This window comes from Streptomyces sp. SYSU D01066-1, assembly GCF_054956795.1.
The window spans coordinates 70289-87584 of the sequence record NZ_JBUDHV010000023.1; the positions used below are offsets into that span (position 1 = coordinate 70289).

General features: G+C 72.7%; 17 protein-coding genes. 9 read left to right on the plus strand and 8 right to left on the minus strand.

Going from position 1 to position 17296, the window contains the following annotated elements; translation table 11 throughout:
* Window positions 1-43: 43 nt before the first annotated feature.
* The 5 genes from ACY1JF_RS20960 to ACY1JF_RS20980 form a co-directional block, all read right to left on the minus strand.
* A complete protein-coding gene (locus ACY1JF_RS20960; RefSeq protein WP_462706703.1) occupies window positions 44-1819 on the minus strand; it encodes an acetyl/propionyl/methylcrotonyl-CoA carboxylase subunit alpha in 1776 nt (591 codons plus the stop codon).
* 347 nt (window positions 1820-2166) lie between these two features.
* Window positions 2167-2784: a nucleoside triphosphate pyrophosphatase gene (locus ACY1JF_RS20965; RefSeq protein WP_462706704.1), complete on the minus strand. Its 618-nt coding sequence runs from the start codon at window positions 2782-2784 to the stop codon at window positions 2167-2169.
* 32 nt (window positions 2785-2816) lie between these two features.
* A complete protein-coding gene (gene mmpB / locus ACY1JF_RS20970) occupies window positions 2817-2945 on the minus strand; it encodes a morphogenic membrane protein MmpB (RefSeq protein ID WP_462706705.1) in 129 nt (42 codons plus the stop codon).
* A 111-nt stretch (window positions 2946-3056) separates the two neighbouring features.
* Window positions 3057-3263: an acyl-CoA carboxylase epsilon subunit gene (locus ACY1JF_RS20975; RefSeq protein ID WP_462706706.1), complete on the minus strand. Its 207-nt coding sequence runs from the start codon at window positions 3261-3263 to the stop codon at window positions 3057-3059.
* Between the two features lie 24 nt (window positions 3264-3287).
* Window positions 3288-4877 carry an acyl-CoA carboxylase subunit beta gene (locus ACY1JF_RS20980; protein ID WP_462706707.1) on the minus strand — a complete coding sequence of 530 codons (1590 nt, stop codon included), beginning with the start codon at window positions 4875-4877 and terminating at the stop codon, window positions 3288-3290.
* A 109-nt stretch (window positions 4878-4986) separates the two neighbouring features.
* Between ACY1JF_RS20980 and ACY1JF_RS20985 the strand changes: the two genes are divergently transcribed.
* The 4 genes from ACY1JF_RS20985 to ACY1JF_RS21000 all read left to right on the plus strand — a co-directional run bounded on the left by ACY1JF_RS20985 (window position 4987) and on the right by ACY1JF_RS21000 (window position 9236).
* Complete coding sequence (locus ACY1JF_RS20985; RefSeq protein ID WP_462706708.1) at window positions 4987-5970, plus strand: biotin--[acetyl-CoA-carboxylase] ligase; 984 nt, start codon at window positions 4987-4989, stop codon at window positions 5968-5970.
* 107 nt (window positions 5971-6077) lie between these two features.
* Window positions 6078-7199, plus strand: a complete 1122-nt coding sequence (locus tag ACY1JF_RS20990; protein ID WP_462706709.1) for an adenylate/guanylate cyclase domain-containing protein — start codon at window positions 6078-6080, stop codon at window positions 7197-7199.
* A gap of 29 nt (window positions 7200-7228) precedes the next feature.
* Window positions 7229-8029 (plus strand): enoyl-CoA hydratase/isomerase family protein, encoded by an 801-nt coding sequence (locus ACY1JF_RS20995; protein ID WP_462706710.1) that lies wholly within the window; start codon window positions 7229-7231, stop codon window positions 8027-8029.
* 55 nt (window positions 8030-8084) lie between these two features.
* Window positions 8085-9236: a GGDEF domain-containing protein gene (locus ACY1JF_RS21000; RefSeq protein WP_462706711.1), complete on the plus strand. Its 1152-nt coding sequence runs from the start codon at window positions 8085-8087 to the stop codon at window positions 9234-9236.
* Here the strand turns inward: ACY1JF_RS21000 and ACY1JF_RS21005 are convergent.
* On the minus strand, window positions 9233-9886 hold the full coding sequence (locus ACY1JF_RS21005) for a hypothetical protein (protein ID WP_462706712.1): 654 nt from the start codon (window positions 9884-9886) through the stop codon (window positions 9233-9235). The genes ACY1JF_RS21000 and ACY1JF_RS21005 overlap by 4 nt on opposite strands.
* Window positions 9883-10464 carry a hypothetical protein gene (locus ACY1JF_RS21010; protein WP_462706713.1) on the minus strand — a complete coding sequence of 194 codons (582 nt, stop codon included), beginning with the start codon at window positions 10462-10464 and terminating at the stop codon, window positions 9883-9885. The genes ACY1JF_RS21005 and ACY1JF_RS21010 overlap by 4 nt, the downstream gene beginning before the upstream one ends.
* 133 nt (window positions 10465-10597) lie before the next feature.
* On the opposite strand from ACY1JF_RS21010, the gene hutH reads away from it, so the two are divergent.
* On the plus strand, window positions 10598-12136 hold the full coding sequence (hutH, locus tag ACY1JF_RS21015; protein WP_462706743.1) for a histidine ammonia-lyase: 1539 nt from the start codon (window positions 10598-10600) through the stop codon (window positions 12134-12136).
* Between the two features lie 166 nt (window positions 12137-12302).
* Here the strand turns inward: hutH and ACY1JF_RS21020 are convergent, their stop codons facing one another.
* A complete protein-coding gene (locus tag ACY1JF_RS21020) occupies window positions 12303-12617 on the minus strand; it encodes an LPXTG cell wall anchor domain-containing protein (protein WP_462706714.1) in 315 nt (104 codons plus the stop codon).
* 109 nt (window positions 12618-12726) lie between these two features.
* Between ACY1JF_RS21020 and ACY1JF_RS21025 the strand changes: the two genes are divergently transcribed.
* The 4 genes from ACY1JF_RS21025 (at window position 12727) to ACY1JF_RS21040 (ending at window position 17274) form a co-directional block, all read left to right on the plus strand.
* Complete coding sequence (locus ACY1JF_RS21025) at window positions 12727-13200, plus strand: hypothetical protein (protein WP_462706715.1); 474 nt, start codon at window positions 12727-12729, stop codon at window positions 13198-13200.
* Between the two features lie 451 nt (window positions 13201-13651).
* Window positions 13652-14896 carry a L,D-transpeptidase gene (locus tag ACY1JF_RS21030; RefSeq protein WP_462706716.1) on the plus strand — a complete coding sequence of 415 codons (1245 nt, stop codon included), beginning with the start codon at window positions 13652-13654 and terminating at the stop codon, window positions 14894-14896.
* A 152-nt stretch (window positions 14897-15048) separates the two neighbouring features.
* On the plus strand, window positions 15049-16542 hold the full coding sequence (locus ACY1JF_RS21035) for an ABC transporter permease (RefSeq protein ID WP_462706717.1): 1494 nt from the start codon (window positions 15049-15051) through the stop codon (window positions 16540-16542).
* A gap of 48 nt (window positions 16543-16590) precedes the next feature.
* Window positions 16591-17274, plus strand: coding sequence for an ABC transporter ATP-binding protein (locus ACY1JF_RS21040; protein ID WP_462706718.1), 684 nt, complete (start codon window positions 16591-16593; stop codon window positions 17272-17274).
* Window positions 17275-17296 lie beyond the last annotated feature (22 nt).

Here is a 17296-nt window from a genome sequence, read left to right on the forward strand (position 1 = left end):
CCCCTGATGGATGTCAGCCCTTCGGACGTCAGCCCTTCGGACGTCAGTCCTTGATCTCGCAGATCACGGCACCGGACGTGACCGACGCGCCGATCTCGGCGCCCAGGCCCTTGACGGTGCCCGACTTGTGGGCGTTGAGCGGCTGTTCCATCTTCATGGCCTCCAGGACGACGATCAGGTCGCCCTCCTTGACCTCCTGGCCCTCCTCCACCGCGACCTTGACGATGGTGCCCTGCATGGGCGAGGTGAGGGAGTCGCCGGAGACCGCCGGGCCGGACTTCCTCGCCGCCCGGCGCTTGGGCTTGGCGCCCGCCGCCAGGCCCGTACGGGCCAGGGACATGCCCAGGGACGACGGCAGGGAGACCTCCAGGCGCTTGCCGCCGACCTCGACGACGACCGTCTCGCGGCCGGCCGTCTCCTCGTCGGTGTCCGCGCCGGCGCCGGCCGTGAACGGCTCGATCTCGTTGACGAACTCGGTCTCGATCCAGCGGGTGTGGACCGTGAACGGGTCGGTGGAGCCGGTCAGCTCCGGCGCGAACGCCGGGTCCCTGACGACCGCGCGGTGGAACGGGATGGCCGTCGCCATGCCCTCGACGGTGAACTCCTCCAGCGCCCGCGAGGCCCGCTCCAGGGCCTCCTTGCGGGTGCGGCCGGTGACGATCAGCTTGGCGAGCAGGGAGTCCCACGCCGGGCCGATGACCGAGCCGGACTCCACGCCCGCGTCCAGCCGGACGCCGGGGCCCGACGGCGGGGCGAAGGCGGTGACGGTGCCGGGGGCGGGGAGGAAGCCCCGCCCCGGGTCCTCGCCGTTGATGCGGAACTCGAAGGAGTGGCCGCGCAGCACCGGGTCGCCGTAGCCCAGTTCCTCGCCGTCGGCGATGCGGAACATCTCGCGCACCAGGTCGATGCCGGCGACCTCCTCGGTCACCGGGTGCTCGACCTGGAGGCGGGTGTTGACCTCCAGGAAGGAGATCGTGCCGTCGAGGCCGACCAGGAACTCGACCGTGCCGGCGCCGACGTAGCCGGCCTCCTTCAGGATCGCCTTGGAGGCGGAGTACAGCTGGTCGAGCTGGTCCTGGGAGAGGAACGGCGCCGGGGCCTCCTCGACCAGCTTCTGGTGGCGGCGCTGCAGCGAGCAGTCACGGGTGGAGACGACCACCACGTTGCCGTGGGTGTCGGCCAGGCACTGGGTCTCCACGTGCCGGGGCTTGTCCAGGTAGCGCTCCACGAAGCACTCCCCGCGCCCGAACGCCGCCACGGCCTCGCGGACCGCCGAGTCGTACAGCTCGGGGACCTCTTCGAGGGTGCGGGCCACCTTCAGGCCGCGTCCGCCGCCGCCGAAGGCCGCCTTGATGGCGATCGGCAGGCCGTGCTCCTCGGCGAACGCGACGACCTCGTCGGCCCCGCTCACCGGGTCGGGCGTGCCGGCGACCAGCGGGGCGCCGGCACGCTGGGCGATGTGCCGGGCGGCGACCTTGTCACCGAGGTCGCGGATGGCCTGCGGCGGCGGGCCGATCCAGATCAGACCGGCGTCCAGCACGGCCTGGGCGAACTCGGCGTTCTCCGAGAGAAAGCCGTAGCCGGGGTGGACCGCGTCCGCGCCGGACTCCTTGGCGGCCTTCAGCACCTTCCCGATGTCCAGGTAGCTGCTCGCCGGGGTGTCACCGCCCAGGGCGAACGCCTCATCCGCGGCGCGGACGTGCAGAGCGTCCCGGTCCGGGTCGGCGTAGACGGCAACGCTCGCGATCCCGGCGTCCCGGCACGCCCGGGCCACGCGGACAGCGATTTCGCCACGGTTGGCGATGAGCACCTTGCGCACGATTGAGGCTCCCTCCTTGAAACAAGCCGAGTTTAGGGACTGCCGACACGGACCTTCGACCCGTCCCCATCGGTGAGCTTGCCCACACGGAGTGTGATTCGAGGCGCGCTCGACCCGCGAAAGCCCTTGTCGCACCTGGGTGCGGCGGACTCCTCCGGCAAACCCTAGCCGCCCGGTGTGGTCAAGGTCTCTGTGAGAGCGTGCTGCGCCCCACTCCGTTTCTTTGTCGAGTCCCTACGAATGGCCCAATGTTTCTTTGCCGCCGGCGTGGCTCCCGTCCGGGTCAGCCCTTTGCCGGCGTGGCTCCCGTCCGGGTCAGCCCTTTGCCGGCGTGGCTCCCGTCCGGGTCAGCCCTTTGCCGGCGCCCACAGGTCCGTGATGCCGACGCCCAGGTCCGCGAGGAGCCGGCGCAGCAGGGGCAGGCTGAGGCCGATCACATTGCCGTGGTCGCCGTCGATGCCGTCGACGAACGGCGCCGAGCGGCCGTCCAGGGTGAACGCCCCGGCGACGTGCAGCGGCTCGCCGGAGGCTACGTAGGCGGCGATCTCCGCGTCGCTGGGGTCGCCGAAGCGGACGACGGTGGAGGCGACGGCGGAGGTGTGCCGGCCGGTGGCCGTGTCCCAGACGCAGTGCCCGGTCTGGAGGGTGCCGGCCCGGCCGCGCATCGCCTTCCAGCGGGCGGTGGCCTCCTCGGCGTCGGCGGGCTTGCCGAGGGCCCGGCCGTCCAGGTCGAGGACCGAGTCGCAGCCGATCACCAGGGCGCCGCGCACCTCGGGCCGGGCGGCCACGACGGACGCCTTGGCCTCGGCCAGGGCGAGGGCCAGCTCGGCCGGGGTCGGCGCGCTGACGGCGTCCTCGTCGACGCCGCTGACGATCACCTCGGGGGCGAGTCCGGCCTGCCGGAGCAGGCCCAGCCGGGCGGGGGACTGGGAGGCGAGGACGAGACGGCGGGGCTGATCAGTCATGCGGTCAGGTTAGCCACGCCGGTACGGGGGCTTCACCTCGTGTAGATCACGATCATCGCCAGGATCATGGCCAGGGCCATGAGCAGGCCGAGCCGCCGGAGCATGGCCTGCGCGTCGCGCAGCTCCTTCGGCGGCTTGTCGTCGGGGTCGGACCAGAGCATGCCCCCAGCGTGGGGCCTGACGGGGGAGGGCGCCTGAGTAGGGGTACTCAGATCGGCGCCCTCGGCCGTGGGACCCCGCGCGCGGTTCCCCGCGCCGCCGGCCGGACGCCCTCAGCCCGGCCAGTACGTGCGGGCCCATGACGCCGGGCCCGGGCGGGGCAGTCCGGTCCTCGCGATGCGCGACGGGTCGGACCAGGCGTCCCGCACCGGCTCGGGGGGCGGTTCGGGGGCCGTCGCCGTGGCGCGGGCCTTGACGACCGCCAGGGCGGCGGCCAGTTCCTCCGGGGACGGGTTGCCCCGTATGACCTTGATGGTCACAGCGGCTCCTCACAGGGACAGGGCTCAGAGGGGGATGTTGCCGTGCTTCTTGGGGGGCAGGGACTCGCGCTTGGTGCGGAGCTGGCGCAGGCCGCGCACGAGGTGGGCGCGGGTGTCGGACGGCATGATCACGGCGTCCACGTAGCCGCGCTCGGCGGCCGTGTAGGGGTTGAGGAGGGTGTCCTCGTACTCCCGCATCAGGCGGGTCCGGGCGGCCTCGGGGTCGTCGGCCTCGGCGATGGCACGCCGGTGCAGGATGTTGACCGCGCCCTGCGCGCCCATCACGGCGATCTGCGCGGTGGGCCAGGCCAGGTTGAGGTCGGCGCCCAGGTGCTTGGAGCCCATCACGTCGTAGGCGCCGCCGAACGCCTTGCGGGTGATGACGGTGATGAGGGGGACCGTCGCCTCCGCGTAGGCGTAGATCAGCTTGGCGCCGCGGCGGATGATGCCGTCGTGCTCCTGGTCGACGCCGGGCAGGAAGCCGGGGACGTCGACGAAGGTGAGGACGGGGACGTTGAAGGCGTCGCAGGTGCGGACGAAGCGGGCCGCCTTCTCGCTCGCGGCGATGTCCAGGCAGCCGGCGAACTGCATCGGCTGGTTGGCGACGATCCCGACCGGGCGGCCCTCGACGCGGCCGAAGCCGGTGAGGATGTTCGGCGCGAACATCGCCTGCGTCTCGAAGAACTCCGCGTCGTCCAGGACGTGCTCGACGACCGCGTGCATGTCGTAGGGCTGGTTGGCGGAGTCCGGGACGATGACGTCCAGCTCGCGGTCCTCGTCCGTCACCGTCAGGTCGGCCTCCTCGGGGAAGGCGGGCGGCTCGGAGAGGTTGTTGGACGGCAGGTACGACAGCAGCTGCTTGACGTACTCGATGGCGTCCTTCTCGTCGCCGGCCATGTGGTGGGCCACGCCCGAGGCGGTGTTGTGGGTGCGGGCGCCGCCCAGCTCCTCGAAGCCGACGTCCTCGCCGGTGACCGTCTTGATGACGTCCGGGCCGGTGATGAACATGTGGGACGTCTGGTCGACCATGACGGTGAAGTCGGTGATCGCGGGGGAGTAGACCGCGCCGCCCGCGCAGGGGCCGACGACCAGGCTGATCTGCGGGACGACGCCGGAGGCGTGGGTGTTGCGGCGGAAGATCTCGCCGTACGCGCCGAGCGAGGCCACGCCCTCCTGGATGCGGGCGCCGCCGGAGTCGTTGATGCCGATGACCGGGCAGCCGGTCTTCAGCGCGAAGTCCATCACCTTGCAGATCTTCTGCCCGTACGTCTCGCCCAGCGCGCCGCCGAAGACGGTGAAGTCCTGGGAGAAGACGGCGACCGGGCGGCCGTCGACCGTGCCGTAGCCGGTGACGACACCGTCGCCGTAGGGGCGGTTGTCCGCCAGGCCGAAGTTGGTCGAGCGGTGCCGGGCGAGCTCGTCCAGCTCGACGAAGCTGTCCTCGTCGAGGAGCAGGGCGATCCGCTCACGGGCCGTCAGCTTCCCCTTGGCGTGCTGCTTCTCGACGGCACGCCGCGAACCGGCGTGCGTCGCCTCCTCGACACGGCGTCGCAGGTCCGCGAGCTTGCCCGCGGTCGTGTGGAGGTCGGGCTGCTGCTCTTCCGGCTCGGACATCGGGATGCGGCTCCCTGCCTGGTCGACTGAGGGGTCGGTTGTTCATCGCAGCGTAGTGGGGCGCCTACCGATCGGCAGTGCGGCGTTTGCCACACCTAGGGTGGCTTGCATGACGCCGCGAGATGTCCCGGCCCGCAACGACGGGAACGACGAGAGCAACCGGAACCACGGGAACGACGAGAGCAACCGGAGCGACAGGAGCGACGGGGACAACAGGAGCGGCAGGAGCGGTAGGAGCGGCAGGAGCGACGGGAACCGCAGCCGGTGGTCCGACCTGGACCGGCCGCCCCTCGACGCCACCGCCCTGCGGCGCGGCCTGGTGCGGCCGGGCGGGCTGTGGCGGGAGGTGGACGTCGTGCAGCGCACCGGCTCCACCAACTCCGACCTGGTGGCACGGGCCGCCGCCGGCCGGGCGGCGGAGGGCGCCGTCCTGGTCGCGGAGGAGCAGAGCGCCGCCCGGGGCCGCCTGGACCGGCGGTGGACCGCACCGGCCCGCTCGGGCCTGTTCTTCTCCGTCCTGCTGACGCCCGCCGAGGTCCCGGTCGCCCGCTGGGGCTGGCTGCCGCTGCTCACCGGGGTCGCGGTGGCCACCGGGCTGTCCCGCGCGGCCGGCGTCGACACCGCCCTGAAGTGGCCGAACGACGTCCTCGTCACCGTCGGCGGCCAGGAGCGCAAGGCCGGCGGCATCCTCGCGGAACGGGCCGGACCCGACGGCGTGGTCGTCGGCGTCGGCGTCAACGTCACCCTGCGCGCCGACGAGCTGCCGGTCCCCAACGCCGGCTCGCTGGCCCTGGCCGGCGCGGCCGGCACCGACCGCGACCCGCTGCTGCGCGCCGTGCTGCGGTCGCTGGAGCAGTGGTACGGGCGCTGGCGCGCGGCCGGCGGCGACCCGGGCCCCTCGGGGCTCCAGGAGACGTACGCCGCCGGGTGCGCGACGCTCGGCCGCACCGTACGGGCCCAGCTGCCGGGCGGCACCGACCTGGTCGGCGAGGCGGTGGCCGTGGACGGCGACGGCCGGCTGGTGCTCGCCACCGAGGACGGGGTGCGCGAACCGGTGGGCGCGGGGGACATCGTCCACCTGCGGCCGGCGTAGCGGCGCCGCCGCGGCGGGCGCCGGCCGTCGGGAGTGAGCTGGCCCACAGCTGTCGTAAAGTTGGGCCCGGTCGATATCTGACCGCGGCAGATCGGAAGGCAGCAGGCGTGACCGTCGACGACACGGGCTCCGGCACGGACGGGGACGGCGAGGTGGACTCCGCCGACTCCGGCGACGACCCGCTCGCGCTCCGTCTGGAACAGCTCATCCTGGGCGCCGGGCGCCGCTACACCCCCTTCCAGGCCGCCCGCAGCGCGGGTGTCTCCATGGAGCTGGCCTCCCGTTTCTGGCGGGCCATGGGCTTCGCCGACATCGGCCAGGCCAGGGCGCTCACCGAGGCCGACGTGCTGGCCCTGCGGCGGCTGGCCGGTCTGGTGGAGGCGGGGCTGCTCAGCGAGGCGATGGCCGTGCAGGTGGCCCGGTCCACCGGGCAGACCACCGCCCGGCTGGCCGAGTGGCAGATGGACTCCTTCCTGGAGGGGCTGACCGAGCCGCCGGAGCCGGGGATGACCCGCACCGAGGTCACGTACCCGATCGTCGAGCTGCTGCTGCCGGAGCTGGAGGAGTTCCTCGTCTACGTCTGGCGGCGCCAGCTCGCCGCCTCCGCCGGGCGGGTCGTGCAGGCCACCGACGACGAGGAGATGGTCGACCGGCGCCTGGCCGTCGGCTTCGCCGACCTGGTCGGCTTCACCCGGCTGACCCGCCGGATGGAGGAGGAGGAGCTGGGCGAGCTGGTCGAGGCGTTCGAGACCACCGCCGCCGACCTGATCGCCGCCCGCGGCGGCCGGCTGGTCAAGACCCTCGGCGACGAGGTCCTCTACGCCGCGGACGACGCCGGTACGGCCGCCGAGATCGCCCTGCGGCTGATCGAGACCATGTCGGGTGACGAGACGATGCCGGAGCTGCGGGTCGGCATGGCCTTCGGCACGGTCACCACCCGGATGGGCGATGTCTTCGGCACCACCGTCAACCTGGCCTCCCGGCTCACCTCGATAGCGCCGCGCGACGCCGTCCTCGTCGACTCGGCCTTCGCGCAGGAGCTGATCCGCACCGGGGACGCGCCGGCCTCCGAGGCCGAGGCGGCGGCGGAGGCGGAGGCGGCGGAGAAGGAGGGCGAGGAGCCGCCGGCGTACCGCTTCGCGCTCCAGCCGATGTGGCAGCGCCCGGTGCGCGGACTCGGGGTCGTCGAACCCTGGCTGCTGACCCGGCGGGGGGAGCCCTCGCCGTAGCACGCTGACTGTCTCGATGGAGGGGTGTCATGAGCGAGGAGCGGTACGGGGAGTGGGTGCTGGTACGGCGGCACGCGGACGGACACGTCGCGGAACTGGCGCTGGACCGGCCCAAGGCCATGAACGCCGTCTCGACCGGCATGGCCCGGTCCATCGGCGCGGCCTGCGCGGCGCTGGGCGCGGACCCGGCCGTACGGGTGGTGGTGCTGACCTCGACCCATGAGCGGGCGTTCTGCGTCGGCGCCGACCTCAAGGAGCGCGGCTCCCTCAGCGACGCCGACCTGCGGCGCCAGCGGCCGGTCGCCCGGGGCGCGTACACGGGCGTGCTGGAGCTGCCGGTGCCGGCGGTCGCGGCCGTGCACGGGTACGCGCTGGGCGGCGGCTTCGAGCTGGCGCTCTCCTGCGACGTGATCGTCGCCGACCGTACGGCCGTGGTGGGGCTGCCCGAGGTGTCCGTCGGGGTGATCCCCGGGGGCGGCGGTACGCAGCTGCTGCCGCGCCGGGTGGGGGCGGCGCGCGCCGCCGAGCTGGTCTTCACGGCGCGGCGGGTGGAGGCGGTGGAGGCGCGCGAGCTGGGCCTGGTCGACCGGCTGGTGGACGAGGGACGGGACCGGGAGGAGGCGCTGGCCCTGGCCGGCCGGATCGCGGCCAACTCCCCGGTCGGCCTGCGCGCCGCCAAGCGGGCCCTGCGGCTCGGACAGGGGCTGGACCTGCGGGCCGGCCTGGAGGTCGAGGACGCGGCGTGGCGGACGGTGGCGTTCTCGGGGGACCGGGCGGAGGGCGTGGCGGCGTTCAACGAGAAGCGGAAGCCGGACTGGCCGGGGGAGTAGCGGGGAGACGGCTCCCCCGGCGGCGGCCTGCCTGGTATGTCCCTAACCTGATGAAATGGGTGAGGACAGACGTCTCGCGGCCGTCGTCGCGCTGGCGCAGGGGATGGCCGCCGCGCACGGCCTGCGGGAGGCGTGGCGGGCGGCGGCCGTCGGCGGCTGCCGGGCGCTGGGCGGCAGCTTCGCCGCGCTGTCGGTGTGGGAACGGGAGCTGGGCCGCCTGCGCGTGCTGGTCAACGTGGGGGAGCTGGCCGAGGGCGAGGAGGAGTTCCCCGAGGACGAGTCCTACCCGGTGCACCAGTTCGCGGAGATCACCGAGTTCCTGCACGAGCGCTGGGCCGGCGGCGGCGAGCCCGACGCCTGGGTGGAGACGGCGGCGGGTCCGGCGGCCGGGCGCCCCGGCTACGTCCATCAGCGCGTCGCCGCCCTGCGCCGCCGGGGCCGCGGCTGCTGCGTCGTCGCCCCGATCGTGCTGCACGGCCGCGCCTGGGGCGAGCTGTACGTGGCCCGGCCGGTGGGGGAGCCCGTCTTCGCACGGGCCGACGCCGACTTCGCCACCGTCCTGGCCTCCGTCGTCGCCGCCGGGATCGCGCAGACCGAGCGCCTGGAGGAGGCGCGGCGCCTGGCCTACACCGACGCGCTGACCGGCCTGGCCAACCGCCGTGCCGTCGACGCCCACCTGGACGAGGCGGTGGAGCGCCACCGCCGCGACGGGGTCGTCGTCAGCCTCGTCGTCTGCGACCTCAACGGCCTCAAACGGGTCAACGACACCCACGGGCACGCCGTCGGCGACCGGCTCCTGGAACGCTTCGGCTCGGTCCTGTCGCTGTGCGGCGCGATGCTGCCGGGCACGCTGGCGGCCCGGCTCGGCGGTGACGAGTTCTGTCTGCTCGCGGTCGGACCGCCGGCCGACGCGGTGGTCGGGGCGGCCGGGGAGCTGTGCCGCCGGGCCGCCGTACTGGAGCTGGGCGACGGGGTGGCCTGCGGGGTGGCCTCCACCGGCGACCCGATCGGCCCGGTCCGCTCCGCCCGCCGGCTGTTCCGGCTCGCGGACGCGGCGCAGTACCGCGCGAAGGCGGACCGCGCCGACTGCCCGGTCGTCGCCGGGCGCGAGGGCCCCGACGACCCGGTCGTCCGCCTGGCGGACCAGCCGCCCGGGCGGGAGCGGGACGGGGAGCGCCGCCGCTTCCGGGGGCGGCACGCGCCCTAACGCCTCCTGGTCAGCCGTCGCAGCCAGCCGCGCAGTCCGCCGGGGGGTGTCTGCGGTCCGCCGTCGTCGGCCGCGGTGCGGGCGCGGTTGAGGGCGGCGCGGTGACCAAGCACGGAGGCTTCCGCCACGGTGAGCGCGGCCAGCTCGCAGCCATGCTGGTGCCGGTGCCTGTGGTGACAGGCGGGACAGAGATCCGTCGGCGGCGGCCCGCATAGCGGCACGGTGGCGCGGTACGTGACGCGGGCGAACGCGGCACGGTATCCGAGTACCGCCGCCTCCTCCACCGGCAGCGGCTCCAGGGGGCAACCCGATTGGTGCCGGTAGGTGTGGTGGCAGGCGGGGCAGGCCGCCGACGGGGGCGGCGGGGCGCCCGGCATGGGGTATCCGCCGCCCCGTGCGCGGACGCGGGCGAGCGCGGCGTCGTGGCCGAGGGCGGCGGCGTCGTCCACTGGCAGCGGCTCCAGGGGGCAACCCGGTTGGTGCCGGTAGGTGTGGTGGCAGGCGGGGCAGGCCGCCGACGGGGGCGGCGGGGCGCCGTACGCCTGGGGGTGCAAAGCCGGTGGAGAGTCGCCGTCGGCGGAGGCGGGCGGTGGTGCCGCCCTGTCGCGCTCGTAGTCGCCCCACCACTCCCGCGGATCACCGCCCGTCATGCGTCCCCCCGGAGCAGTCGGCGCCGCCGCATCCGGCGGCTGATCGATGGATACGTGCTCCACACCGCCTCGCCCACCGCCGCGCCCGCCGCGACCACGGCCGCCGCCCAGCGGAACGGTGTGTCCAGGGTGGTACCCGGCGCGGGCGGTACCAGAACCAGGGACACGCCCAGCCACAGCGTGATCAGACCGCCGCTGTAGGCCGCGTAGGTGCGGCGGCGCCAGCCGTCCCACAGTTCGAAGTCGTGGTCCTGCTCCTCGCGCAGCAGGTCACGGCGGTCCCGTACCTCCTCCTCCGTCCACCAGGCGGTGATGTCGGCGTACGAGTACAGGTGCCGGCGGGCGTGGAAGCCGAACTGCACGCAGGTGACGAAGAGCAGGGCCGCCAGGGTCAGGAACAGCAGCACGGGACCGGGCCAGCGGAACTTGTCGCTGTCCGCGGCCACCACCCCGATCGCGGCGACGGCGAACCCCGCCAGCAGCGGCGCGGCGACATTGCTCACCGCGTCCACGGCCACCCCGAAACCCAGCGGCGACGGCTTGCGCCACTGCGGCGACGACGGGTTGTACGGGCTCAACGGGACCTCCGGATACGGGTGTTCGGCGCAGCAAACTACCGGTCCGGCGGGCGGTACCGCTCGATGTAAGGGGTGAAACCGCACCCCGGGGGTGACACCGTCGCATTCACTGCGTACGCTCCTGAATATGGATATGCATACTGTGGTGGTGGGGACGGCCGGGGTCACCGCGTCCGACGTCCTCGCCGTGGCGCGCGGCGGCGCCCGGGTCGAACTCTCCGGGGAGGCGGTGGCGGCGCTGGCCGCGGCCCGCGAGACCGTGGCCGCGCTGGCCGCCAAGCCGGACCCCGTCTACGGCGTCAGCACCGGCTTCGGCGCCCTGGCGACCCGGCACATCAGCCCCGAGCTGCGGGCCCGGCTCCAGCGCAACATCGTCCGCTCGCACGCCGCCGGGATGGGGCCGAGGGTGGAGCGGGAGGTCGTACGGGCGCTGATGTTCCTGCGGCTGAAGACCGTCTGCTCCGGACGCACCGGCGTCCGCCCCGAGGTCGCGCGGACCATGGCGGACGTGCTCAACGCCGGGATCACCCCCGTCGTGCACGAGTACGGCTCCCTCGGCTGTTCCGGTGACCTCGCGCCCCTGTCCCACTGCGCGCTGACGCTGATGGGGGAGGGCGAGGCGGAGGGCCCCGACGGGACCGTGCGGCCCGCCGGCGAGTTGCTCGCGGAGCACGGGATCACCCCCGTCGAGCTGCGCGAGAAGGAGGGCCTCGCCCTGCTCAACGGCACTGACGGCATGCTCGGCATGCTGGTCATGGCCCTCGCCGACCTCGACACCCTCTACACGTCGGCCGACGTCACCGCCGCCCTCACCCTGGAGGCCCTGCTCGGCACCGACAAGGTGCTCGCCCCCGAGCTGCACGCCATCCGCCCGCACCCCGGACAGGCCGCGTCCGCCGCCAACATGGCCGCCGTGCTGGCGGGCTCCGGCCTCACCGGCCACCACCAGGACGACGCCCCCCGCGTCCAGGACGCCTACTCGGTGCGCTGCGCCCCGCAGGTCGCCGGCGCCGGCCGGGACACCCTCGCCCACGCCCGCCTGGTCGCGGAGCGGGAGCTGGCGGCGGCGGTGGACAACCCGGTGGTGCTGCCCGACGGGAGGGTCGAGTCGAACGGCAACTTCCACGGCGCCCCCGTCGCCTACGTCCTCGACTTCCTCGCCATCGCCGTCGCCGACCTCGCCTCCATCGCCGAGCGGCGCACCGACCGGCTGCTGGACAAGAACCGCAGCCACGGTCTGCCGCCGTTCCTCGCCGACGACCCCGGGGTGGACTCCGGGCTCATGATCGCCCAGTACACGCAGGCCGCGCTGGTCAGTGAGCTGAAGCGGCTGGCCGTACCGGCGTCGGCGGACTCCATCCCGTCCTCCGCCATGCAGGAGGACCACGTGTCGATGGGCTGGTCGGCGGCGCGCAAGCTGCGCACGGCTGTCGACAACCTCACCCGGGTGATCGCCGTCGAGCTGTACGCCGCCACCCGGGCGCTCCAGCTCCGCGAGGGCCTCGTCCCGGCCCCGGCCTCCCGGGCCGTGATCGACGCCGTACTGCGGGCGGGGATCGGGGGGCCCGGCCCGGACCGCTTCCTGGCGCCCGACCTGGCCGCCGCGGACGCGTTCGTGCGGGACGGCCGGCTGGTCGAGGCGGCGGAGACGGTGACCGGACCACTGCGCTAGCCATACGAAAGCGCTGTGCCGGTGGAGCCACCGGCACAGCGCGTCAAGAAAAAGCCAAGAACGCCAAAAGCTTTGAGAAACCCTCAGAAGCCTTCAGAAACCCCCGAAGGTCCTCGGAATCCCTCGGAGTCCCTCGGGAGTTCCTCACGAATCCTTCGCGAGTTCCTCAGAAGTCCAGGCGTTCGCGGCGCATCGAATAGACCACGAAACCGGCGCCGAGCCCCAGACAGGCGGTGCCGCCGATGACGTACGGAGTGCTGTCGAAGCTGCCGGTGTCGGCCAGCCGGGTGTCCCCGCCGGCCGCCCCGGAGGCCGTGGCGGCGAGTCTCGCCTCTTCGGTGACCTGCGAAGACGAGCGGTCCGACGGGGTGTTTCCCGCGGTGGTCTCCGGGGTCGCGTTGGCGGACGGGACGAACCACAGGGCGCACAGCAGGGAGCCCGCGGCGGCGGCGGTCAGCAACGGACGGCGAGCGGATGACACTGAATATCGATCCCCTTGTGGCGCTGGTGTTTTGGCCGTGTGGGGCGATGTTAGTGAAAGGCGCGGGTCACCGGAAAGCCGCAGAGGTCACCGGCCGTACGCTCCGGGCATGAGCACTGATGAGACATCACGGTATGTACGGATTCGCGTCGACCTCATCCTGGAGGTCGAGGACGACGCGGCGGTCACCCGGGCCGCGCTGGAGCGGATCGCCGGGGACGCCGCCCTGCCCGAGGCGGAGCGGACGGGCGCCGAAGGCGCTGTGACGGAGGACACCGCCGAGGCCCTGGCTCATCTCATCGACCCGTTCGACCTGGTCGGCGAGGTGCCGGGGGTCGAACTCCAGCAGGCGTCGTGGAGCAGCGAGTGGATCGACCACGACCCCGATTCGCCGGACTGGGGGCTCGGTGAGGATGATGGCCCCCTGTACGACGCATACGGCGACGACGGCGACGACGAGTACGGCGACGGCGAGTACGGCGACGACGGCGACGACGGCGACAAGGAAGACGGCGGCGACGGTGGCGACGGAAGCGGCGGCCACGAAGGCGGCGGCCACGAGGCGGCGGCCACGAGGCGGTGACGGCGGACGCGGCGCGGACGTGACGGCGGGCACGGTGCGGACGTGACGGCGGGCACGGTGCGGACGTGACGGCGGACGCGGTGCGGACGTGACGGCGGACGCGGTGCGGACGTGACGGCGGGCACGGTGCGGACGTGACGGCGGGCACGGTGCGGACGTGACGGCGGGCACGGCGCGGACGTGACGGCGGACATGGCGCGGACGTGACGCGGAAGTGGCGGTCGGCTGACGTTCCTTGGGGAAACCGTGACCCCGGGCGGCAACCGCCACCCGGGGTTTCGCCGTCTCACCCGGCGCACGGACCGACACCGGTACCAGGCCGTCCGCCCCGCGGACGTGGTGTGGCCCACACCTGGGGGCCATGTGGAACGGGACGAACCGGTCGTAGCGTTGAACAGGTTGACGGGGAATCTCGTGGTTTCCGGAATCGGTAGCGATGGAGAAGCGTGTGATGACGAACAGTAAGCGGCGCAAGGGCCTCGCGGCCGCGTCCGCGCTGCTCGGGGGTGTACTGGTGCTCTCGGCGTGTTCCGGCGGCGACGACACGGCCGGCGGCGGGGGCGGGTCCTCGCAGGCCCAGGTCGACAAGGCGGCTGCCGAGAAGACCTCCGAGGCGCAGATCGAGATCACGCCGAAGAACGGGTCCGACAACGCGTCCATCAACAACTCCGCGACCGTCTCCGTGACCAAGGGCACGCTCACGGAGGTCACGATGACGACCTCGGACGGCACCGAGGTCAGCGGCGAGATATCCGCCGACAAGACCAGCTGGAAGCCCAGCGCGCAGCTGGAGCGGGCCACCACCTACAAGCTGACGGTCACCGCCGAGGACTCCGCCGGCCGCGCGGCGCACGAGAACGCGTCGTTCACCACCGTCGCCCCGGACAACAGCTTCATCGGCACCTTCACCCCGGACGACGGCACCACGGTCGGCGTGGGCATGCCCGTCTCGATCAACTTCGACAAGGAGATCACCGACAAGGCCGCCGTCCAGAAGGGCATCACGGTCAACAGCGACAGCGGCCAGGAGGTCGCCTGTCACTGGTTCAGCGCCCAGCGCATGGACTGCCGCCCCGAGGAGTACTGGAAGGAAGGCTCGACCGTCACCCTGAAGCTCGCGCTCGACGGCGTCGAGGGTGCCGACGGCGTCTTCGGCGTCCAGCAGAAGACGGTCACCTTCAAGATCGGCCGCAACCAGGTCTCCTACGTCGACGCGCAGACCAAGCAGATGAAGGTCACGCAGGACGGCAAGACCATCAAGACCATCCCGATCTCGGCCGGCTCCCCGGAGAACAAGACCTACGAGGGCCAGATGGTGATCTCCGAGAAGTACAAGGAGACCCGGATGGACGGCTCGACGGTCGGTTTCACCGACGACGACGGCAAGGGCGAGTACGACATCAAGGACGTACCGCACGCCATGCGGCTGAGCACCTCCGGCACCTTCATGCACGGCAACTACTGGGGCGCCAAGTCCATCTTCGGCAGCCAGAACACCAGCCACGGCTGTGTGGGCCTGTCGGACACCAAGGGTGCCAACGACCCGGACACCCCGGCCGCCTGGATGTACGAGCACTCCCTCATCGGTGACGTGGTCGTCGTCCAGAACACCGGCGACGAGACCATCGCCCCGGACAACGGCCTCAACGGCTGGAACATGGACTGGGCCGAGTGGAAGGCGGGCTCGGCGATCTGACGCCCCCGCAACTCACCGCTGCCGCACCGCCGTTCGCCCCTCGGGGGCGGGCGGCGGTTCGCTTTGGTCACACATCGGCATCCCTCAGCCTTCTCATCCTCCTCTTATCCGAGGCTTATCCGCCCATCACGCGCCGTCCCTACTTTGCGGCCATGTTCTTCACCTACCTGAGGCGCGAACTGCGCCGCCGTAGAAAGGCGGCCCTCGTCGTCGCCTCCGGACTCGCGCTGGGCATCGCGCTGGTCATCGTCGTCAACTCCGTCTCCTCCGGCATGGGCAAGGCCCAGGAGAAGGTCCTGGAGTCGTTGTACGGGCTCGGCACCGACATGACCGTCACCAAGGCCGCCGAGGCGCCGGACTCCAGTGAGAGCGGCGGGCAGGGGGGCCGTCCCAACTTCCAGTTCGACGCGCAGGACAGCGACTCCGACGAGGAGCAGTCCAGCGACCGCGTCATGGTGCAGGGCTTCCAGTCGCTGGCCGGCTCGACCGTCGACAAGGTCGCCGGCCAGAGCGGGGTGGCCGACGCGGTGGGCGGGCTCAGCCTGCAAGTCATGAAGGTCAGCGGCCAGTTCACGCGTGGTCAGGTCCAGCAGGACGGCAGTGGTGAAAGCCAGGGCCAGGGCCAGGGCGGCGCTCCGGGCGGTGGCACCGGCGGCCAGGGCGGCAGCGTCCAGGGCGGCGGCGCCAACTTCGACGTCAACAGCTACTCCGTCTACGGCACCGACGTCACCAAGACCGAGCTCGGCCCGCTGACCTCCTCGAAGATCACCAGCGGCCGGACCTTCAAGTCGTCCGAGACCAACGCCAAGGTCGCCGTCGTCGACTCGGCGTACGCCAAGGAGAAGGAGCTGAAGAAGGGCTCCACCCTCACCATCAGCGACACCAAGTTCACCGTCATCGGCATCGCCACCGCCGACAGCGGGGACGCCGCGGCCAACGTCTACATCCCGCTGAAGCAGGCCCAGACGCTGGGTGACGCCAAGGACAAGGTCACCACCATCTACGTCCAGGCCTCCGACTCCCAGCAGATCGACAGCGTCAAGTCGGCCATCCAGAAGAACATCTCGGGGACCACGGTCACCACCTCCGCCGACCTCGCCGACACCGTCTCCGGCTCGCTGTCCACCGCCTCCTCGCTGGCCACCAGCGTCGGCAAGTGGCTCTCCATCCTGGTGCTGGCCGCCGCGTTCCTCGTGGCCGGCCTGCTCACCTCCTCGGCCGTCTCCCGCCGGGTGCGCGAGTTCGGCACCCTGAAGGCGCTCGGCTGGAAGTCCGGCCGGGTCACCCGGCAGGTCGTCGGCGAGGCCGTCGTCAACGGCCTGGTCGGCGGCGTCCTCGGCATCGCGCTCGGCCTGGCGGGCGCGTACGCCGTCACCGCGGTCAGCCCCACGCTGGAGGCCTCGCTCGGCTCCACCGGCGGCGGTGGCGGCGGCATGGGCGGCGGGCCCGGCGGTGGCGGCATGGGCGGCCCCGGCGGGCAGTCGGCCTCCAAGACCCTGGAGGTCGCCCTCACCGCGCCGGTCAGCCTCACCACCATCGCCCTGGCCGTCGTCCTCGCCGTGGCGGGCGGTCTGATCGCCGGCGGCTTCGGCGGCTGGCGGGCCTCCCGGCTGCGCCCGGCGGACGCCCTGCGCCGCGTCGAGTAGCGCGCGCCCCGCCCCGCCCCTTTCCTCACGTTTTCCAGGAGTCGGACCATGTACGAACTCAGAGGCGTCACCAAGCGCTATACGCGCGGCAAGGACACCGTCAACGCCCTCGACGGCATCGACCTGACCATCCCCGACGGCGACCGGCTGGTCATCCAGGGCCCCACCGGCGGCGGCAAGTCCACGCTGCTCCAGATGCTGGGCGCGCTGGACCGGCCCACCTCCGGCGAGATCGTCCTCGACGGCACCGACCTGGCCAAGCTGTCCGAGGCCCGGCTGACCCGGGTGCGCAGCGAAACCATCGGCATCGTCTTCCAGTCGTTCAACCTGATCCCCACGCTGACCGCGCAGGAGAACGTCGAGACCGCGCTCGTGCCGCTCGGCGTCAAGACCAAGGAGCGGCGCGAACGCGCCGCCGAGGCACTGGCCTCGGTCGGCCTCGGCGAGCGGCTCGGCCACCTGCCCAGCGAGATGTCCGGCGGCCAGCAGCAGCGGGTCGCCATCGCGCGGGCCCTGGTGAAGCAGCCCAAGGTGCTGCTCGCCGACGAACCCACGGGCAACCTCGACGAGTCGATGCGCGACGAGATCATGGACGTACTCGAACGGATGTGGAAGGAGCTGGGCCTGACCTTCGTGATGGTCACCCACGACTCCTCCATCGCCAAGAAGGCCCCGCGCCTGGCGACGATCCGCAAGGGGAAGATCACGATCAGGGAGAACGCCGAGGCGTGACCCGCGGAGCCCCTGTGACCGG